We start from the raw sequence: 18,449 nt of genomic DNA, 5'->3' as shown, positions 1-18,449 counted from the left end.
CTCAAAATTCCCGGTAAACTTGTACCTCAGCTTACGATATCCAACCTGTCAACAATAACCCCATGAACCTTCGGTAGAAAGTACTCATCAAGCAAATCGCAAACAATATGAGCTATCTGAGCTTTATCCTGAACTAGGGCATTGTATACACTCTCTATAAAACCTCCAGCAACGTTATACTCAATAAGCTCAGACTTCTTAGCATCACCACTACTGTTGGGCACTACTTGTTCATGATTCTTCAGTTCCCAAAAACTATCATTCTGAAGCCGCCAAAACGGAACCGAAGTATTTTGTGCATTTGAAGGACCAAACTCAATAAGAAGTTCTTTCAATGGCTTATCGATTTCTGCATAAGTAAAAAACCGCTCATGCCCTTTCTGATATTGCGACAGCACATACAACAGCAAGAGCGGTTTATGCACCGCTCGCTGGCTGCCACGTTTCCATACATTAAGATACAGCTCCATTACTTCTCTTTAATCTCCCAAAACGCCAAATCCTTAATCTTCCGAGCTTTATCCGAACCACCAATATACAGCGAGTAATGCTTCTCCAACTGCAGAATCTGACTCATCACCCGCTCTTCATCGGACTTACCCTGTGTATTGAATATGGTCTGAATATCCTGCTTCTTCAGCTTGGCCACCTTATGGATAACCCAGCTGTTGATATAACTTGAAAAGTCATTATCACTGGTCCTGAAGTGGTCCATCTCCTGGGTAGAGAGGATCGTACCCACACCAAACTCCCGGCCCTCTTTCATAAGCATACGCAAGCTGGTAAAGTCTTGGCGCATAAAGTTATCGGCCTCATCCACCAGCACAATTTTGGTGAGCTGACGATATTTGCCGTCTATCTTCGAGCTGCCCTGCTGGTGCATCTGGTTATAGAAAATATCCAGAATAATACCGGCCACCAGGTTCTGGATATTCGGGTCATAACCGGAAAGATTAATCACCGTTACACCATCCACCATATCGTACAGTGACTGTGAGTTACCTGGATCCGGATCAAAGATCTGGAAGCTGATCAACTCATCCATGACGGCATAAAGCTTGTCCTGTTCCACCTTTTCATCTTCTTCAAACACATCCCACACTTGTTGAATGGTCGGTGCCGGTTTTGTCCAGGTATCCTTGTTATTCGGATCGATACCGGCACGCTTATAGGCTTCCATAACCACATTGCGAATCTTGTTCTGCTGTTTGGCACCCAGGCCAAAGGCTGTGGCGAGGGTTGAGCGGAACAGGCTGGCGGTATGAACCGGCAAACGTGGTTTGGTACCAAACAGGGCTAAGGGATTAAACGGCAGGTTTTCCAGATCGTAGGTTTTGGCATTGGTGGCCTGAATAAAATCCTCTTTGATGTAGTCCGCCTTGTAATCCAGGATCAAAATGCCCAGGGGTTTACCATCGACGTTATTGTCCTGATTGCGCATCAGCTGGGTAATCAGGCTCTTGGTGAACTGGGTTTTCCCCGTTCCCATGGTACCGATAATGGCGGTATTCGGGTTGAAGACCTTCTCCGTATTGGTGGGCTCCCAAAAGACCGGCTGCCCGGTCATACTGTCGCTGCCAAACTGAACTTTCAAAGCTTCATTTTGTACGGCCACGGGTTCCGGCGGTGGTAAAATTTCCGGTACCGGTACAACTTCTTCTGCAATCACAGGAGGCTGTGGTGGCCGTTCAAAGGTAGCCTCTTCATCCTCATCATCAACCTCAGGTTCTTCAACCTCTGGCTCATAAGTGACCGCCGCCAGACCAGAGCCCAGAAACCACTGTTGATTAATCCCCAGTTTATTTTCCTGAACCAGTTTTGGCTGCAGCTGTGCCAGGGGCGTGCCCACCAGCATATCCAGATAGCCCATGGGAACAATCAGTTGCAAGATGTTATCTCGCAACTCAGCACTGGTTTGATAGATGCCTTCACCTTCGAGGTGAGCCACCACCATCCCTTCCGGATAACCCTGCAAACTTCCCAGCTTATAGCTGCCACTGAGCCATTGCTCCCTGGCTGCCAGCAACTCATCAAAGTAGTTTTTCTCAAATACGCTATAGAGCTGATACTTCTCAATCTGCATCAACACCTGTCGGATAAACAGGCTTCGGTAGATTTTGCCTTCCAGCGTTTCCGGCCCGAATAATCCTTCCACCAGGTAACGTTGCAGAGCTTCGCACTGCTCCTGGGCTTTATCCAGAGAGGCGCTACTGTGGGCACCGGTCTTCACTTCTACGGGCAATAAATAAAGCTGACCATCTTTAAAGCCCGCGAACAAAATATCGTCGGACATATTGCCGGAGAATTTGCCACTCTTGTGATATCGGGCAAAATCCCCTTTATCCATTTTCAGGCCGATATTGCCAGAGACTCGCACCATTTCGGCCACCGAGATCGGCACCCAGGTGATATCAGAACCGGAAATCATTGAGCTGATCAGCTTCCAGGCAGCAATAATACCCAGTTTGGCTTTTTGCTCCGTTGGCCGGTCGGTGACCATTTTCAGCAACCATTCACCATTGAAGGCGTTAAACTCACCGATCAGCTCATCACCCTGCTGGCTGAGCATCTGTTTATAGAGATCGGTCTGTCGGGTCACGGTAATGGCATCGTAACCGGCAGAGTTAGTGTATTGGTCAGAGTAATGGATCAGCACCAGGTTCTGTTCATTCTGGAAAAACTCCAGAGTTACCTTGGGGTCAACAATGGTCGTCCAGATAGAGCTGTCGTAAGAACGCTCCAACAGGGTTTTGAACTCATCACTCACCGCCAGGCCAATGGATGAACGTTCATGGTACTGTTCATTAAGCACCTTGCATGGCTGCAACAGTCGCCCATATAGACGCGCCATTTCAAGCTGTGGCTTGTCTTCTGTATTGATCTTATTCAGGCCAAATGCTGTTAGGTAACTGCCATGCTCACTGACTGACGACTCACCATTAAGCAAACCATCAGCCGCCACACCAGAAATATGCTCATCAATATTGCTACTGACCCGCTGGATTTTCTGGTTGTTTTTGAAAAAGCTGAGGTGGGCGTAGCTCTGGCTTTTTTTCTCTTCATGGGTGAATTTTGAAAACGACAATCGACTTCTTAGCAGTTCGATTATGGTGTCTGCCTTCTCCCGTACCTTGCCTTTATCCAGCCGGTATTCCTGCTTGATTTGATCGTAGGTACCCATCTCTGCAAAACGATCAAACTCCGTTTCACACAGTGCATCATCATAAAGATTGACGTGTATGTGCCGACTGTTCAGCAACCCTGCCTGGAAATAACTGAGCAGACCCAGGAAGATTTCCCGATTATCGCTATTATTGATCGAGTTAATGAGCAGCGGCGCATCATCTACCTGACGGAAAAGCTCACTGAAGGTTTTTATGAACTCTTCGGCTTTCTCTTTCACCAGTTTGCTTACATAGCTGTGACTGGTTTCTTGCTGGGGCACAATTTCCAGCCAGAAGGAATTTTCACTCACCACCTGGGTATAACTGAAACTGCTGGATTCTGAAAAGATATACGGCAATAACCCTTTAGGGTTCAGTCGGTCACGGGTCACCTCTGGCAGATTTTTGAAAGAACGATGAGCTTTATCGGCCTGAATGGCATCAACCAGACTCAGGTAGTAGCACAGCACCAGAGGATGAAAAGGCGTGAAGTACTCCTTGCCATCAAACACCGCCACACCAATCTTCAGAATCATCCGGTCTGTATCGCTGATATTACGTCCCAATGGAATCGCCCTGAGATAATCCAGGCACGCATTAACATAGTTTCTGACCAGCTCTGTAAGTGTTGGCCCCCAGGACGCCAGCGATAACAGCGTTTTTCTGCTTTTCAGATACTGCGTCAGATCACGCCAGGCCCGGTAAATTTTAGGTGCTGTATATTCCAGCTCTGAGGCCTGCTTGCCCTGCCCTCCCTGTGTAATCAGGTCCAGCTGCAGGAAGAGTTCTTCTCGCTGTAACAGTGTCAGTCGGCGGCCTATAATCTTGGCTTCTTTGTTATCAATAATAACAAGAGATTTGGCCTCAATAAACTGACCATAGTAGTTATCATTAAAAAGTAGGTTAAAGCGCCCTTCATCCATCAATAGCGGTAACTTCAGCAACTCCTGATTGACTGCCCCTTCGATGGTAAAAGCAAGCCGGTGCTGCCCACTGCGAATGCTAAAGTTAACCTCATCAGACTCTTCATAGAGCTTCTGATAATTAACGTTTCCGTAAATATTGAGATCTGCCTCCCCCTCATTATCAGACAGATAGAACGTATCTGGCTGGCTTTCGTTGACCAATAAACTCATATCCTCGGTCTGAAGGGTCAGGCACTCTTTGCCCGGGTTAACCAGGAATGTGTTCTCAAAGGCGGGCAGATAAAAATCACCTTTGCGCACCACCAGAATATGGAAGGTAAAACACTCTTTGGTTCTGGGGCGGTTGGTTTTCAGGGTCAGATAGGTTGGTTTGCCGGTAAATGGTGCCACCATGCTGACATGGCGTGTGCTGGAGCCAGTCAGTTTCAGAATATCACTCTGAATATCCTTCAGTTGTTTGTTGTTGCTGATGACTACCTGACCTTTCTCCAACTCTTTGCCATGGAAGGTCAGCTTGAGGTCAAAAGAGTTGGCTTCCGGCCTGGCAACCAGAATCAGATGTTTCTCTCGCTTACCTGCTGCTGTCTCTTTTTTATTACGGGGTCCGATCAGCTCACAGGCCTCTGAAGCCAAGGCTGCAAAATCCAACCCCTGCTGCCTTTGAACATCGGCTTCATCCCAAAAGACTTGTACATCTGTCTGCTTCCAGCTTTCGGCATCATCTCCCTTAAACTGTTCTTTGATGAATTTTTCACCAAAATCAGGCAGTCGCTCGTCCAGTTCTTCCGGGAAATGATGAACAACTGTGTCGATTTCATCATGTAGTTTACGGTTTTCTTTTAGCCGCTTTTCAATCTGTTTTTCGCTGGACATCTCAGCAATACCAGCATCAGGCAGTAACCCCATGGTGGTCAAATCGGGCTGATCACCGGTAGTCATGGCATCGAATAATTTCTCGAAGCCGAACATACTACCGCCGTCTTCTTCCAGAATTTCTGTCTGCCATCGCAAAAGACACAGAAGCACTTTACTGGGCCTTGGCTGATCACTGATCAATGCTTCCAGATCATTCTTGATACACTCTGCGGACCATGGCATACCTTCAGATGCCAGGTTATCTGCGCTATTAATCAGGGTATCCAGCAGACTGTTGTGGATAATCAGCAATGCACATCCGGTAAAGTCACCGCCCTGACCGGCCACTTCGTCCCGGAGCGTCGAAATATAGTTCTCATTAAAACCGTCTTGCAGTTGTTCCCTGTTCTCTGCATGGGCCACACAAATCAGCCGGACGCCACCCACTTCAATGAAAAGTAAGGGGGTACCTTTAAACGTGATAGAGCCGGTCACATTAGCTTTTAGCTCATTAAACAGTCGTCTGGTATTATCAGCATCCGGAGACTGAAACTGATAGCGAGAGCCTGCACTGATACGGTCCTGCAACCAACTGCTCAATCGCTGAAACAGAAAGTGCTCAAATCGTGCTACGGACATAAACGGCGTCTCCACTATCACTCATTCGGTCGACGTTACCGACCCGTTCAAAAAAGGTTATCAGGGCTTTTTCAGATTGCTTATCGAAGTAAACGCCACGGGCGCGGAACTCTTTCAGTAGCTCCTGGAAACGAAGCTGCCGCTTTGAACCAATGGCAATATTGGTCAGTAGCAGCAGATAATCCTGGTTCATCACCAATACCCTGCCTGAGCGGCCCCGTACCTGCATAAAGTGTTTGGCAATATGTTCTTCAAACTGCTTTTGATAGGCATCACGTATTTCGTGACGATGGGCTTTTACCCGGTAACGCACCGGTTCAAACTGGTCCAGCGAGTAGTTTATTAACAAGCGCATCTGACCAACCGGAGTATCTTCTTCTGCCTGACGTGGCTGGATCTGTCTTTTTTGCCGAAACTTTTCTGCATATTCTTCCAGAATGGCGGAGACCTCATCAGCATCGTACTGCTCAGTATTGAGTGCTTCTCCATAAGACCAGAGCGGAAACGCACTGCCATCACCCTGTTTATTGAAGTTATCCAGCATCGACAGTATGGGAAATACTGCGCCAACTGAGCGATACAGCGAGCTGTAACCATATTGTTGTATCTGGCTTCTTTCCATACTTGCTTTTTCGGTATCAAGAATAAAGTACAGAAGCTGGCTCTTGGGTACACCATTGGTCCAGTTACGAATATTCAGGGCAAGTTGGGCGCAGTATAAAAAATTGTACAGTTGTAGAAAGTCTTCAAAGTGGCTGAGCAGGTACTCGGTTTTACTGCTCAGGAAGTGTATGTCCTTAACAAACGCTTCGGTCATAAAAGGGAGATAGGGGTGCTCTATTTTCTCTTTACTGGCATCTTTACCACCCGGCTTTGTCAGGTAGTTCTGCAACACATTAATGAAAATTTGCTCAATAAAATTGGCCTTACTTTTCAATTCACTGTGTTGACCTGCCTGGGCAAGAAAACTCCGGAATATCCTGCCAAGGTTTTTACTGGCGGCTGTTTCGCTACCCAGACACCCTAAAAGCAAAAACTCTGGTGACGCGCTGTTAAGCGCATCATTCCGGAAATACATCTGTTCAATATGGTCCAGCATGGCTTCATCGGTTAACAGACCGCCCAACTCATCAAGGCACTTCTCTTTAAACTCGTTGCAGCTATAGCGTTTAGGGTCAAGCTCCCGACCAATCAACATTCCCAGAACATTACCCGCAACCGAGCGGTATTCGATGGTATTGTTTTTACCGCGAATAGGCAGATAGTGGTTAAGGGCATTGCTATCGGCCACTTTGGTATCACGCAGGGCAATCAGCCTACTGATTAAGCTCATTCTCTACCCTCCACGATAATCTCTTCTTCATCCTGATCATTGATTAACACCCAGTGCTGATCATTCTTATGAATATGCAGCTTATCTGTGCCTCTTACTCTGCGGGTAATGTCGTCTATCAGTTCTTCAAGGATGACAATATTGTTTTTGTCGTGCTTGTTAGGCCGATAGCCACTGTTAATTTTCAGGATAAGATCGAGAAAGTTGGAGCTGACCGGAACCGGTGGCAGGTCATCATCATCCAGCTTCAACAACGCTTCAAAGTAACCCAGGCGCTTAGGCTTGTAGTCGCCAATACGCTTCAAACTCTCTTTTATGTCTGCCCGGGTTGATAGCTGATAGCCATTGTATTCAGCCAGAAACAATTGGTTCCTACTGGTCAGCTCAGGTGCAAAACGGTTTGCAAAACGGAATAGCGCTTCCAGGATTCCCTTACGATAAAACTCTCGCAGGGCCTTCTTCTCAGCACTTGCGCCAGTGTATTGTTGATGGAGCAACCATACTTGTATGTACTGTTCATACAGCTGACTTCTGAAATCGTCTACGAAGCGATGATGGTAGTTATTCGACAGATCCAGATCCTGAATCAGATAGAAAAAACGAATCCAGGAACCGGTGCTCATTTCTTCGCGAATAACAAGATCACTGACCCCTTCCTGAAAGGCGTTAAACTCAGGATTGGCAATATTTAGTGATTTCTGAACCAGGAACAGATCGATATCCTTGGATCGGATAGTACAAGGATCAAAGTGCGCCAGAGCCTTCGCCAGCTCTGTAGCTCTGCTGGTAAACAGGTTATCAAACAGATGACCCGGACCGGTTAGCAACTGGTGTACAAAATCCAGCAAGGTTCGTGCGGTTAAAAACTGCTCGTACTTCAGCCGCACCTTCAACAGCGTGCGAATAATGACCTGCTGTATTTCCGTGTACTGCAATAAACGATAATTGACGTACAAAATACCTGACATGGTTGCCACTTCACGCTGCCAGGCTGCATAGAAAGGGTTATCCTGGGTCGGCTGGGTTATTTTAGTCAGCAGATCCTGTATAAACGGCGCAACAATCTGATCATTTTCCGGCTCAAACTTCGGAAAATCTTCAAAGTTCAGAAAGACATGCTCTGGTGAGATTTCATCATACTTATCATCAAGAAATGCCCTGATAGAGTCGATGATTGCCCCATGCTCTTCCGCGCCTTCCTCGGCATAGTTGCCCAACATACCGATGTTAATGCCCACCACCAACGGTTTATCGCTATGCTTATGATCAACAAAAACCTGATCCAGTGTCTCCATAGCCGACATATCCGGCTGAAAACTGTGGGTAGCATCAAGGTGAAAGTTTAACATAGAGGAGTATTGCTTATAGTAGCGGGTCAGGATTTCTGACTTACCATCACCACTGGAACCACAGAGAAAGATGATTTTTTCAGGGGATGTTGCCTGCTTAATGGCAGACTGAAAAGCGCTCTCTATCGCCGTTTTAATATAGAGATAGTCTTTGACCGGATTGCCGCTTGAGTTACCTAATGTACTCACGGCCTGGGCCGAAGACCGGGACAGAGTATCCAGCAGTGTTCGGAGGTTCATTATTCAGGTACTGAGTTGGAAGAGTCGGGTTAATACAAGTCGGGTCGCCGGTGACAAGACTGTTTCAAAAAAAGCACGCTACCGCCGATGAAATTTGACCACAGTCTTTTAAAACTGAGGGAGAGCATCTTTTTCGGTGGCTCAGAGAGAAATTTTTTAAGACGAATGATTGTACCTGCTATACGACAATAGGGTCTATATTGATTGCCCGAGTGATGAATGCACCTGAATTTTCTGACAAATCCTGTATTTGGATATTTTTGTAGTAACCTCTTCTAGTCCAGTTACCAACGAGAATAAAAATGTACGACATTATTGGAGATATCCACGGGTATCCGCTGACCACCTGCTTGAAGATCTGGCAGAAGCCATCCTTGACGCCTTTGATTTTGATTGTGACCACCTTTATCACTTTCAGTATCTGAGCCCATTTGGTGCCGACCAGATGATTGGTCATCCAGCGGTGGATTTTTGCGATGCCTGCGTGACTGAAACCCGGCTGTGTCAACTTGAACCGGTTCCGGGAATGAAAATCACCTTTGTCTTTGATTATGGTGATAACTGGGAGTTTGACATCGTGGTCATGCACGACAGTGAGGAGAGTACGCCTGATACCCAGATGATCGAACGTAAAGGTGAAGCGCCGGAGCAGTATCCGGAATATGAGGATTTTTATTGATCAATATTTAACCAATTATTCTTACCCCGCCTGTCTGAAAGGCTGCCTTTATCCCCTAACGGTTTATCCACAATCTTTTCCACATAAATTCCGGATAACTGAAACAGGGGATAATAATTCTACAGGCAGCTACTGCAACGGGTTATAACAAAGTACTGACAGTATAAACACAACCTGTCAACAACTTACCCACAGACTTATTCTGGAAAAAGTGAGGTCGCGTCTTTATTCCTGGGCTCATTCAAAGAGGAACCCCGACTCTCAAACATCCATTAAAATCATTTTGCCAAGGTATGACCCGATGCCCGATATCCAGTGGACAGCACCAGGTGCCACCCTGAGCCATAAGAATGCAGCGAAGGAATTTGGCCTGACTGAGGAGGAGATTGTTCGGGCGATTAAAGAAGGGACGATTCACATGCCTAAAGTAAAAAAAAAGCTGACTGCTGAACAGAAAAGAATCCCTAAAGCCGCCAGGGCGGAACGCCGGAAGAAATACCAGTGGATTTTTATCAACGGCAAGCGGGTACGGATTAAAAGAGAGGATACCCTTGAAGCATTTGCGGAACGGGAAGCCATGCTCCGCAGCGCTGACCCCATCTGGCTGCATCAGAATGAACTGTGGGAGTATATACAGACGGATGATGATTGCCTGGATATTGAGCCATCAGAGAGTGATCTGGCAATCTGGGAGTGGGATGGTGATGATGAGAAGGTGCCTTTTTGAATGGGTGCCACTGTAGCTTTATGGCTGTGTCACCCATTTGCAGTATAGAGGCCCAATTGAAACCTATAATTCAGCGGAGGGAGTTCGTAGTGCTTCGAAAAATAGGCATACAAAAGTTTACCGTCAAGCGCATATAAGCTGAAGAATACCGGCTTATTTGCAGTTAATAACAATAACCGGACACTTGTTTAACTTGGAGTAGCGGGGTAGTCACAGCCTGATTACAAATAGCTTTTTTAACTTCCGAAACAACATGCTTCGTTCCGGGGCAGTTAGGGCAAGAATTTCTGGGAGAATTCTTTCAAACACAATCGAAATCTTTTCAGCACTGGTCATTTTCTGGTCTTTTAACATGATCACTTTTCTCCGTCTTTTTGTTTGTTATTCCATATGATCAAACGCTATGCATCAATTGATACTGATGCACATCATAAACACTCTAAAATGGAACATTTGAGAGCTTCTTGCATGCATGATCCCACTACCTCAGTTCCCTGTAGACCAGAACAATGGAGTTGAATGGTAATCTTTACTGATATGCGAAAGATCAAACCTGATTCTCACTCCAGACCAAGGATCATGATACTTCCACAGTACATTTCAACAGCTTTCTCGTCAACACAAATCTAGATTTTGTAAAGACTTTACATAATAGACAATCTGTAAAGCTATTACAGGTTATTTTCGGCTATTGTCTCATTGATAAGATCAAACAAATCTGTCATACGTTTAGTTGCCACTTTCTCATACCGCCACCCATGCCCGACATCAATACCATTATGCCTGAACAAACTTGCCAGCTGAGTGAGAAGACTATTCAGTTTACATAAAGGGATAGATGTAACACCCTGAGCAAAATACCCATCAAGAATACTAATTCCATAGAGCTGAATATCATCCAACTTTGCACAAATTTTTAACACCTGCTGAGAATCCAAGATGGAACCAGATGAAGCATCAACAATCGCAACATTCACATCATTCCGAATTGTCAAATATTTATTAAAAACACTATTCGCATTTTTTACTTGCCACGGTAGTAAATTATGGTTGATCACATATTGCAAAGCATCTCTTACGTATTGTGATTGATTAATCCCCATGCCTTGTAATATTGAGGCCGACCCCTCTTTCAAGTTCTTTGAAATTCTGATATTTAAATTAATCATTTGATCTGTAAAATTTGGATCTTTACTCATCAGTATTACCTATAATGGCTAATCTGGATAAAGCATGTTGCATGAACAGCTAGAACCTGAAGTTACGGCTATGTTTATCTGTGCGTGATTGCTACCTGAAGTTCTTCAGTATTTATTAGCGGGCTGTATAAATAATAAAACTGTGATTACGCTTTTGTTATTCTGTTTAATAAAGTAACAACTATCCTTTGGTTACCAGCCTGATGCAGGAAACCTGTACCTATTTCTTAATTTCCAATTCCCAGTAATCCATAATCCGCACCCGTCCGATGGTCTGCATATCCGGCGCGCGGGTACTGCGCTGATCCAGCCCTTTATAACTGACCAGAAAACTGCACAACTGCTTTTTACCATTCTCTTCACGCAGGGCCAGAAACATACCGGGCCCTGGTCGTAACTCCCGCTCGACCACCAATAGAGTGAAACCAGTAAAACACTCGATGGTTTCCGGCACATAGTAATACTCATAGAGTTTCTTATCCCGGGGCTTGTGTTGCTGGCTGACAAATACATCCGGCACACGGGCCGTCACTTCATACCAATCCCCTTCCGGCGGTACAACGGTTACATGGGTGAGCATGGTCGCATTTGCTGACGGCTCTTTGGGTTTCTCCGGTTCCGGGTCGTAAGGATCCCCCACCCCCGTGCTCAGCCAATGGCTGGAGACACCGGTGGCCACCGCCAGCCGTTCCACATATTTGTGCGGATTATCAATCTTGCCACTGGCCAGGCGGTACATGTAGCTGCGCTCGATGCCTGTGTCACGGGACAGGGCGCTGGCGGTTTTTATTCCCTTCAGTTTCATGGCCGTGGCCAGACGGTCTGCAAAAGTTTTATTCATGATTCATTGCCTCTGGCTATAACAGGCTTTCGCCAGACAGGTTGGATTGAGTTTCGATACTGACTTGATGTAGTATGTTTTATTGGCTGATGGTCTCGAGGTGGATTGCTTTTACTCTTGAAACAGGGAAGGTTCACAGGTGATGCTACGGTCTATTTATTAGCATTGTGATTTATTGATTGCACAGCTGCCTTTCACAAGGTATGCCATCACGGTCACCGTCCATATTGGTGCCAGGGCAATTATCCTGGTAAAAGGTGGCTTCTTCACAGGAAGTCATTTGGGAGCAATGGGTTTTGCCACTGCAACTAAACCTGGCAGTATCACTGGACGATGAGGACTCAAACAGTGACATAACTGCTTGAGGTTCTGGAACAGAGCCGCTACTGGTCGCCAGCTTCTGATAACCGAATACTACGGCGATAATTACTGCAGCAGGCAATAGCTTTCGAATAAAACCCGGCTTTTTCCGGCGAATATGGGGTCGAGGCTTTCGTGGTGAAGATACCACCTTCGCAACCCCTTCGATGGAGCAGTGGATCGCCTTGAGTTTTCCGTTATCCTGGTTTTCAACCTGAAAGTGGATAATGTCACCCACTCTCGGTTTTCTGGCCATACCTTTCAGTGCTGAGATATGAACGAAGACATCTTTTGGCAGTTCATCGGATTGGATAAAGCCGAAGCCCCGTTTATCGTTCCATGTTTTTATACGGCCTTTGTGCATCAATACTTCCTGTGGCTGGTACTGAAACATGTATTACCCAGGCGATTTCGACGATTGCGGGATTATGGATTTTTACACAGCAACGCCAAAAAACAATTATCACTGGTGCAACTGGTTTTACACGTCATGGTCAAAGCAGTAGAACCCGTGATTCGTCCGCAATTCAAATGCAGGCATTGCGGCGCAGCGATGAAGCACATTGCGTTCAGCTTCCTGAAACCGACCTGAGTTGCCACAGCAACAAATACCGCCATTCACAAACAGGGAGAAAAAGTAAGCTCAGCCAGACAGATATGACATACCCCAGACTACCGTAATGCAGTGGTCGGGAGACACTCATCCTGAATAAATAGCGTTCTGAAAAAACGCTCTGATTCAAGATCCGCCAGAAAAGTAAACTTCAATAGACCTTCCTCACCAGAATTCAACCCGGGCTTGTGCAACAACAGGATAAGATTGCGGCTAGGCGCAATCTATCCTTATTCGTTAGGTGCGTTATCGATGTTTTGTTTGAGCTGGACTCACTGAAATACCAAGAAGATAAAGAGTATCTTTGCTGAAATCTTGCTCATTAGGCCATTCTACTGAGCCAAAAGCTACTCTGACCTGCTTAAAATAAGAGTCATCTTTAAGTTCAGAAAAAACACCTTTTTCTAAAAAAGGCGTGACATCAAAATCTTTGAATTCGTCATTTTCAAACTCAACCCTCAACTTATAATTCTCTAGAGCTTGAACAGATTTAACAGATGGATTCATATTTACACCTACTTTAAAGGATCAATCTTGAATACCGAATCACTATTAATAGCCAAATCCCAGTTGGCCATAAGACTTTCCTTATGAATTTCAATCCAGGCATCAACCAATTTCTGTTTGTTTTTTGGCAGACTTCCTTCCAAGACACCTCCTGTCGGGATCTCAATAATTGCACTGCAATCCTGATAATGCACATGGATGTGAAGCATATTGTGTTACTGATTATCGAAATAATACATACGGACAATCAAACCATAAAACATTGATATTGTTGGCATTTGGACACCCTTAAATCAAAATCATACCCAATTATACTCTATCGAATACAGATATTCAGCGGGTTTTGCACGAGCACCTAACGCCCTGTTAAGCAGCCCAAAACTTGGCGTACAATCGGATGTCTCAATGCAACATCGGTTACACAAACTGGCACAATATATCCGGGGTTGGATGGGTTATTTCCGGTTATCGGAATATTACCGACCAATTCCCCTGCTGGATCAATGGATACGTCGGCGAATCCGTTGCTGCTTTCTGAAGCAATGGCGCAAGCCGAAAACCCGTTTTAAGCATCTGGTCAGGTTAGGCGTTGATAAAGTGAACGCCGCCAAGATCGCAGCCAGCAGCAAAGGGTATTACCGTCTGAGTAAAACTTATGCGGTACAACAGGCACTGAATAACAATTACCTCGCGAAAATTGGGCTTGTTTCATTAAAAGACTTATGGATCAGGTTTCACCATCATCGTTGAACCACCCGGTGCGGACCCGCATGCCGGGTGCTGTGGGGAGGGTTGGAGAAAGACCAGCCCTTACCCAAATTAGCACACGATTTGATTTCCTATATCTTCAATTTTTGATAAGTCACAGTGCCTAGCAAGCCTTTGCCTAAAATTAATATTGCTGATTCTTGTAGTAACAATTGACTTGAACCGTGTCCAAAGCAAAGGGAATATATAATCTTTAGCTGAAACAACATCTAACTTACTTAATGATGACTGTTCAAATATATCCAGCATTTCATTTCTAGCTTCTATATAAGTTTCATAGTCACTCGAAGCAATAGTTTTCTCTTTTAGCTCAAAAATTCTAGCCTTTACTTTTTCAGAATTGAGATTACCTTTATTGTCACTTACTAGTTTTTTAACTTCATAAGCTGTTGTTTGTTCAGATGGGTTTATCTTGAACGATATTGCATATTCAACGAATAATTCATATAGAAGCGGTTCGTTTACATCTAACCACTCGGAATAATTGAATTCTTCCGCCATTTCAGACAAATCTTTTATTGATTCTTCTTCATCTAAAAGTACTAAAAGTGCTTTTTCATCAATCAAAACATTTTCAATACAATAAAATGGTAAAACATAAAGCCCAGGTTTATTATCTAAGGATTCTTTTGATAATATAAACAAGTCACCATCCACAATATACAGACTTTGCCGGTTTGATTCTTTATATTCTATTCTATGGTGTTCAATAACTTCTCGACGACCACCTAATGGAAAAACCTTCTCTATTTTAAATTGGTCACATAATATTCTGGAAAGGATAATCGAAAATACCTTTTCATAACCATGAGCAGTATCTTCTATATAAACATCAATATCATTAAACTCTTCAAAGAAAACTGATTTTGCTGATTGAGACTGACTATTTCTTTCTAAAGACATTTTATCTACACTTCACCACATTAGATTTTAATCCACCTACAATCTCTGGCGAGTGTGTAGCCATAATAAATTGTGACTTTGTACTTAAGCCTTCAATAATTTCAGAAAATTTTTCCTGCCATCTTAGATGTAGTGAAAGCTCTGGTTCATCAATAATGAATACATTATTTTTCTTATTACCAAGGTTTAAGAATGCATGAGCAAAGATTACAAGTAATTGTCTTTCTCCAGATGACAGACTTTCAATTGTACACTTATCACCATTCAAACGTTTAAAGAATATTTGCCCAACTGGATCTATTACTATTTCCTTCCTCGAATCAGAATAAAAATCATTAATCGTAGAAACGAAATCATTTATCGGCTTAAACAGATTATCAACTTTTGATTTATGTTCATCGATAATATCAACAATTTTTGAAATTCGTTCGATTTGCGCTTTATTCATTAACCACTCTAGGTGGAAACCCTTATCACCATCTGACAGCAGACCGATTAATCGATCCAAGTTTTCAAAGAATTTATCAAGCTCTTTACTCAAACGTGATCCTTTTATGCCAATTTTTGAAAGAGCGTCTTTAATTTCCTTTTTTCGTTTAATTAGCTTAGTCCTTTCACTCCAGTTTATTGATTCCATAGACAAATCTAAAGAATCTAAACCATTATATTCAAAAGTTGAAGCTAGAATTTCATCACGAAGTTTTTCAGATTGCCTTTCCTCTAGAACTCTTAACCTCTTGTAAGAACTTTGAACTAAGAATTCAATTTCCATTAAACTATAACCAAGCGATCCTTTTATAAGTCGTCTTGCTGATCTCGCCCTTTTACTTGACTCAAACAACCAACGCTCTTTCTCGTGATAATAATCTGTACTGTTATCAGCAACAATATCATTCCTTCTATCTAACCCTAAGAATATCGGCGTTGGGATTTCTGTGATTTTTTGAATTATCTCATGGTTTGAATATTCTCTATTTATTGTCTCTACAACACTATCAAATTTTTCAGACCCCCTAACAAATTGATCGAATTCAAAGTCGAGATAACTTCTAAATACAATCACATCGCCTATTGAGCTTATTTTCAACGTTTTCTCATCACCAATTGTTTCTGATGTTATAAGAATTTTTTCCCCTTTAAACTCAATCTCGAGTTCAATTCTATCATATATAATAAGTAAGAGTTCTTTGAAGCTGGGTGTAACCAATGCATTCATTAGTTTCAATGCTGTTGTTTTTCCTGAACCATTACCACCTACAAGAAAACTAATTCCATTCTTAAATTTAATATTAAAATCAAGATAGCCATATACATTTTTGGCTATAAAGTTTTTCACTATCATCTTAACTCTCTCAATTGTTAATTGGCAGTGTGCTAATCGGGATAGGGCAGAGCCTCACGACTCTGCTCCTCCCACACCACGAGCCATACGGATCACGTAGCATCGCGGTTCAAATCACTCTGTATTCATCTTGCTGCCAGTTCTGGCAACCCAAGGTTCTTGAAATATCTATTTGGCAATGCTCGGGTTAACGCCGGACTACCACTCAACCGCCAAGGTCCATGAGCTGATTTTGCCGTATTCCACGCAAGGAAACGACTTACTCCCAGACGCCTCAACATTCGGTAGCCTTTGCTGCCCCATTGCTTTAGGATATAACACCGTAATCGTCGTCGAATCCATTTGTCCAAATCTCGCAGAGGACTCAGTATTTCGGCAATATCGAAATACGCTTTCCAACCAAGCAGGGATTTACTAAACTCTGCAATAATCCGGATGATTGAATGGCCTCTCGTTCGACGGCTCAGTTGTTTAACGGTCGTTTTCAGTTTGGTCAACGCTTTATCACTGACTTTTACTTTTAACTCCCGCCGACTGAACGTAAATCCAAGGAAGCTGCGCTCCCAAGGTCGGCCTACTGCGCTTTTCTGGGTATTCACTGTGAGTCGCAGTGATTCTCCAACAAAGCGTTGCAGGCTTTTCATCACGCGTTCACCCGCTGCTTTACTGCTGACGAGTGCCACACAATCATCAGCATAGCGAGCAAACTTGAGGTTTCGCTTTTCCAGTTCCCAGTCCAGATTGTTCAACACTATATTTGAAAGAACAGGCGACAGTGGGCCGCCTTGTGGTACACCTTTCAAACTGGCTTGTTTTATTCCGTTAATACAGACACCGACTTTCAGGTATCGGTTGATCAATCGTAGCAGCGTAGCATCCTTATGGTGAGCCTTGAGCTGTGTCATTAATAAATCATGGTTTACATGATCAAAGAACGCCTCAAGATCACAGTCCACAACCCAGTTATATCCATTCCGTATAACTGACTGTACATGGCAGATAGCCTGATGTGCATTCCGATGGGGACGGAAACCATAACTGTTGTTATGGAATTTACCATCCCACTCTTCCTGCATAATCTGGGCAATCGCTTGCTGTATCAGTCGATCCAGAACGGTAGGGATACCCAGCTTGCGTTTGCGTCCATCCGGTTTGGGGATTTCCACTCGCAGAACGGGTTTTGGGCGGTAGACTCCTTCTATCAATTGCTGCCGGATTATCGGCCAGTACTGTTTCAGGAAATGTGGAAGTTCGTCAACGGTCATGCCATCGACGCCAGCGGCTCCTTTATTACGTTGAACCTGTTTCAGTGCACGTACCAGATTATTCCTGTCCAGTACCCGCACCATCAAAGATGAACAAAAGGTGGATTTTGGTTCAATCGGGTCTCCCGTTTCCGGTTCACCCTCTGGTGTATCCAGAGACAACGACAGTTGTTTAACAGATGCCATCCGAAATCACTTCCCCGATGATTACTTTCCAGGATTTGTTCTGGCCTTCAGTGGCAAGAGACCACCTACTATGCCGTCTGCTGACTTCTGCACTGCGATCACAGCGGATTGCTCCGCTCTCAGTTCATCCATTAACACAGTGCAGACCTCTCGAGGTAAGACACTTAACTTTCCTCGCGTAGACGCCCAATTTATAAAACGTATCCCGATTGCAGATGGAGGGCTTAATGGTCACGTGCCCACTGGCCCCGAATACGTCACACCTCATATTGGGTTTCTGTTCGTCGCCCCGCGATTTTGCGTTGGGCTTCCTTCAGACCCTGCCTCACGGCAACGCCCTTGCCCTTTCGCTAACCTTCGGCTCTGCGAATACCTGGTAAGAGGACTTTCACCTCTCGAGTTAAGTGCCATGCTCGGCACACACGCCAAATTCAGGGGCGCCGTAGGCGTCCCCTGGAATTTTTTTGGTACGCCCGGCATGGGCATGAACTGATGGGGTGAAAGTCCCCTGTGGGAGAACCTACATCTGACTGGCGGTAAAGACGCCTGCTGA

The 18,449-nt window shown here is 44.4% G+C and carries 15 protein-coding genes and 1 pseudogene; 4 read left to right on the top strand and 12 right to left on the bottom strand.

The genetic code is table 11. The features are described from left to right. Nucleotides 1-26: 26 nt before the first annotated feature. Genes ACO6UY_RS14605 through dptF form a run of 4 tightly spaced genes read right to left on the bottom strand, consistent with a single transcriptional unit; the run spans nucleotide 27 to nucleotide 8,506 of the window. Nucleotides 27-470, bottom strand: coding sequence for a hypothetical protein (locus ACO6UY_RS14605; protein WP_422463000.1), 444 nt, complete (start codon nucleotides 468-470; stop codon nucleotides 27-29). Continuing rightward, nucleotides 470-5,584 (bottom strand): DNA phosphorothioation-dependent restriction protein DptH, encoded by a 5,115-nt coding sequence (gene dptH, locus ACO6UY_RS14600; RefSeq protein WP_422490386.1) that lies wholly within the window; start codon nucleotides 5,582-5,584, stop codon nucleotides 470-472. The genes ACO6UY_RS14605 and dptH overlap by 1 nt, the downstream gene beginning before the upstream one ends. Then, nucleotides 5,565-6,917: a DNA phosphorothioation-dependent restriction protein DptG gene (dptG, locus tag ACO6UY_RS14595; RefSeq protein WP_422490384.1), complete on the bottom strand. Its 1,353-nt coding sequence runs from the start codon at nucleotides 6,915-6,917 to the stop codon at nucleotides 5,565-5,567. Before dptG ends, dptH begins: the two co-directional genes overlap by 20 nt. Beyond that, nucleotides 6,914-8,506: a DNA phosphorothioation-dependent restriction protein DptF gene (gene dptF / locus ACO6UY_RS14590; protein WP_422490382.1), complete on the bottom strand. Its 1,593-nt coding sequence runs from the start codon at nucleotides 8,504-8,506 to the stop codon at nucleotides 6,914-6,916. Before dptF ends, dptG begins: the two co-directional genes overlap by 4 nt. Before the next feature lie 250 nt (nucleotides 8,507-8,756). Between dptF and ACO6UY_RS14585 the strand changes: the two genes are divergently transcribed. Next, complete coding sequence (locus tag ACO6UY_RS14585; RefSeq protein WP_422463007.1) at nucleotides 8,757-9,185, top strand: IS1096 element passenger TnpR family protein; 429 nt, start codon at nucleotides 8,757-8,759, stop codon at nucleotides 9,183-9,185. Nucleotides 9,186-9,486: 301 nt separating this feature from the next. Further along, on the top strand, nucleotides 9,487-9,912 hold the full coding sequence (locus ACO6UY_RS14580; protein WP_422490380.1) for a hypothetical protein: 426 nt from the start codon (nucleotides 9,487-9,489) through the stop codon (nucleotides 9,910-9,912). A 671-nt stretch (nucleotides 9,913-10,583) separates the two neighbouring features. On the opposite strand, the gene ACO6UY_RS14575 is transcribed toward ACO6UY_RS14580, so the two are convergent. The 3 genes from ACO6UY_RS14575 to ACO6UY_RS14565 all read right to left on the bottom strand — a co-directional run bounded on the left by ACO6UY_RS14575 (nucleotide 10,584) and on the right by ACO6UY_RS14565 (nucleotide 12,676). Next, nucleotides 10,584-11,111: a type II toxin-antitoxin system RelB/DinJ family antitoxin gene (locus tag ACO6UY_RS14575; protein WP_422463013.1), complete on the bottom strand. Its 528-nt coding sequence runs from the start codon at nucleotides 11,109-11,111 to the stop codon at nucleotides 10,584-10,586. A 220-nt stretch (nucleotides 11,112-11,331) separates the two neighbouring features. Next, nucleotides 11,332-11,952, bottom strand: coding sequence for a helix-turn-helix domain-containing protein (locus ACO6UY_RS14570; RefSeq protein WP_422463015.1), 621 nt, complete (start codon nucleotides 11,950-11,952; stop codon nucleotides 11,332-11,334). Nucleotides 11,953-12,124: 172 nt separating this feature from the next. After that, nucleotides 12,125-12,676, bottom strand: a complete 552-nt coding sequence (locus ACO6UY_RS14565) for a cold shock domain-containing protein (RefSeq protein WP_422490379.1) — start codon at nucleotides 12,674-12,676, stop codon at nucleotides 12,125-12,127. Between the two features lie 6 nt (nucleotides 12,677-12,682). Between ACO6UY_RS14565 and ACO6UY_RS14560 the strand changes: the two are divergent. After that, nucleotides 12,683-12,904, top strand: a pseudogene (locus ACO6UY_RS14560) (transposase); the annotation flags it as partial. 267 nt (nucleotides 12,905-13,171) lie between these two features. Here ACO6UY_RS14560 and ACO6UY_RS14555 read toward each other — a convergent pair. Together ACO6UY_RS14555 and ACO6UY_RS14550 are read right to left on the bottom strand one after the other, a co-directional pair. Beyond that, nucleotides 13,172-13,432 (bottom strand): DUF2442 domain-containing protein, encoded by a 261-nt coding sequence (locus ACO6UY_RS14555; RefSeq protein WP_422463018.1) that lies wholly within the window; start codon nucleotides 13,430-13,432, stop codon nucleotides 13,172-13,174. Nucleotides 13,433-13,440: 8 nt separating this feature from the next. Next, nucleotides 13,441-13,641, bottom strand: coding sequence for a DUF4160 domain-containing protein (locus tag ACO6UY_RS14550; protein ID WP_422463020.1), 201 nt, complete (start codon nucleotides 13,639-13,641; stop codon nucleotides 13,441-13,443). 196 nt (nucleotides 13,642-13,837) lie between these two features. Between ACO6UY_RS14550 and ACO6UY_RS14545 the strand changes: the two genes are divergently transcribed. Further along, complete coding sequence (locus tag ACO6UY_RS14545; RefSeq protein ID WP_422463022.1) at nucleotides 13,838-14,182, top strand: group II intron maturase-specific domain-containing protein; 345 nt, start codon at nucleotides 13,838-13,840, stop codon at nucleotides 14,180-14,182. A 69-nt stretch (nucleotides 14,183-14,251) separates the two neighbouring features. On the opposite strand, the gene ACO6UY_RS14540 is transcribed toward ACO6UY_RS14545, so the two are convergent. The 3 genes from ACO6UY_RS14540 to ltrA all read right to left on the bottom strand — a co-directional run bounded on the left by ACO6UY_RS14540 (nucleotide 14,252) and on the right by ltrA (nucleotide 17,896). Then, complete coding sequence (locus ACO6UY_RS14540; protein ID WP_422463024.1) at nucleotides 14,252-15,103, bottom strand: DUF4435 domain-containing protein; 852 nt, start codon at nucleotides 15,101-15,103, stop codon at nucleotides 14,252-14,254. Nucleotide 15,104: 1 nt separating this feature from the next. Further along, the gene (locus tag ACO6UY_RS14535; protein WP_422463025.1) at nucleotides 15,105-16,445 is read right to left on the bottom strand and encodes an AAA family ATPase; all 1,341 of its coding nucleotides are present in this window, start codon (nucleotides 16,443-16,445) and stop codon (nucleotides 15,105-15,107) included. 125 nt (nucleotides 16,446-16,570) lie between these two features. Next, nucleotides 16,571-17,896, bottom strand: coding sequence for a group II intron reverse transcriptase/maturase (ltrA, locus tag ACO6UY_RS14530; protein WP_422490377.1), 1,326 nt, complete (start codon nucleotides 17,894-17,896; stop codon nucleotides 16,571-16,573). Between the last annotated feature and the right edge of the window lie 553 nt (nucleotides 17,897-18,449).

It is taken from the genome of Endozoicomonas sp. ALE010, from assembly GCF_049310165.1.
In the GTDB taxonomy this organism is placed as follows: Bacteria; Pseudomonadota; Gammaproteobacteria; order Pseudomonadales; family Endozoicomonadaceae; genus Endozoicomonas.
Note: the sequence above shows the minus strand (reverse complement) of the source record. Positions and strands in the feature narration are given on the sequence as shown.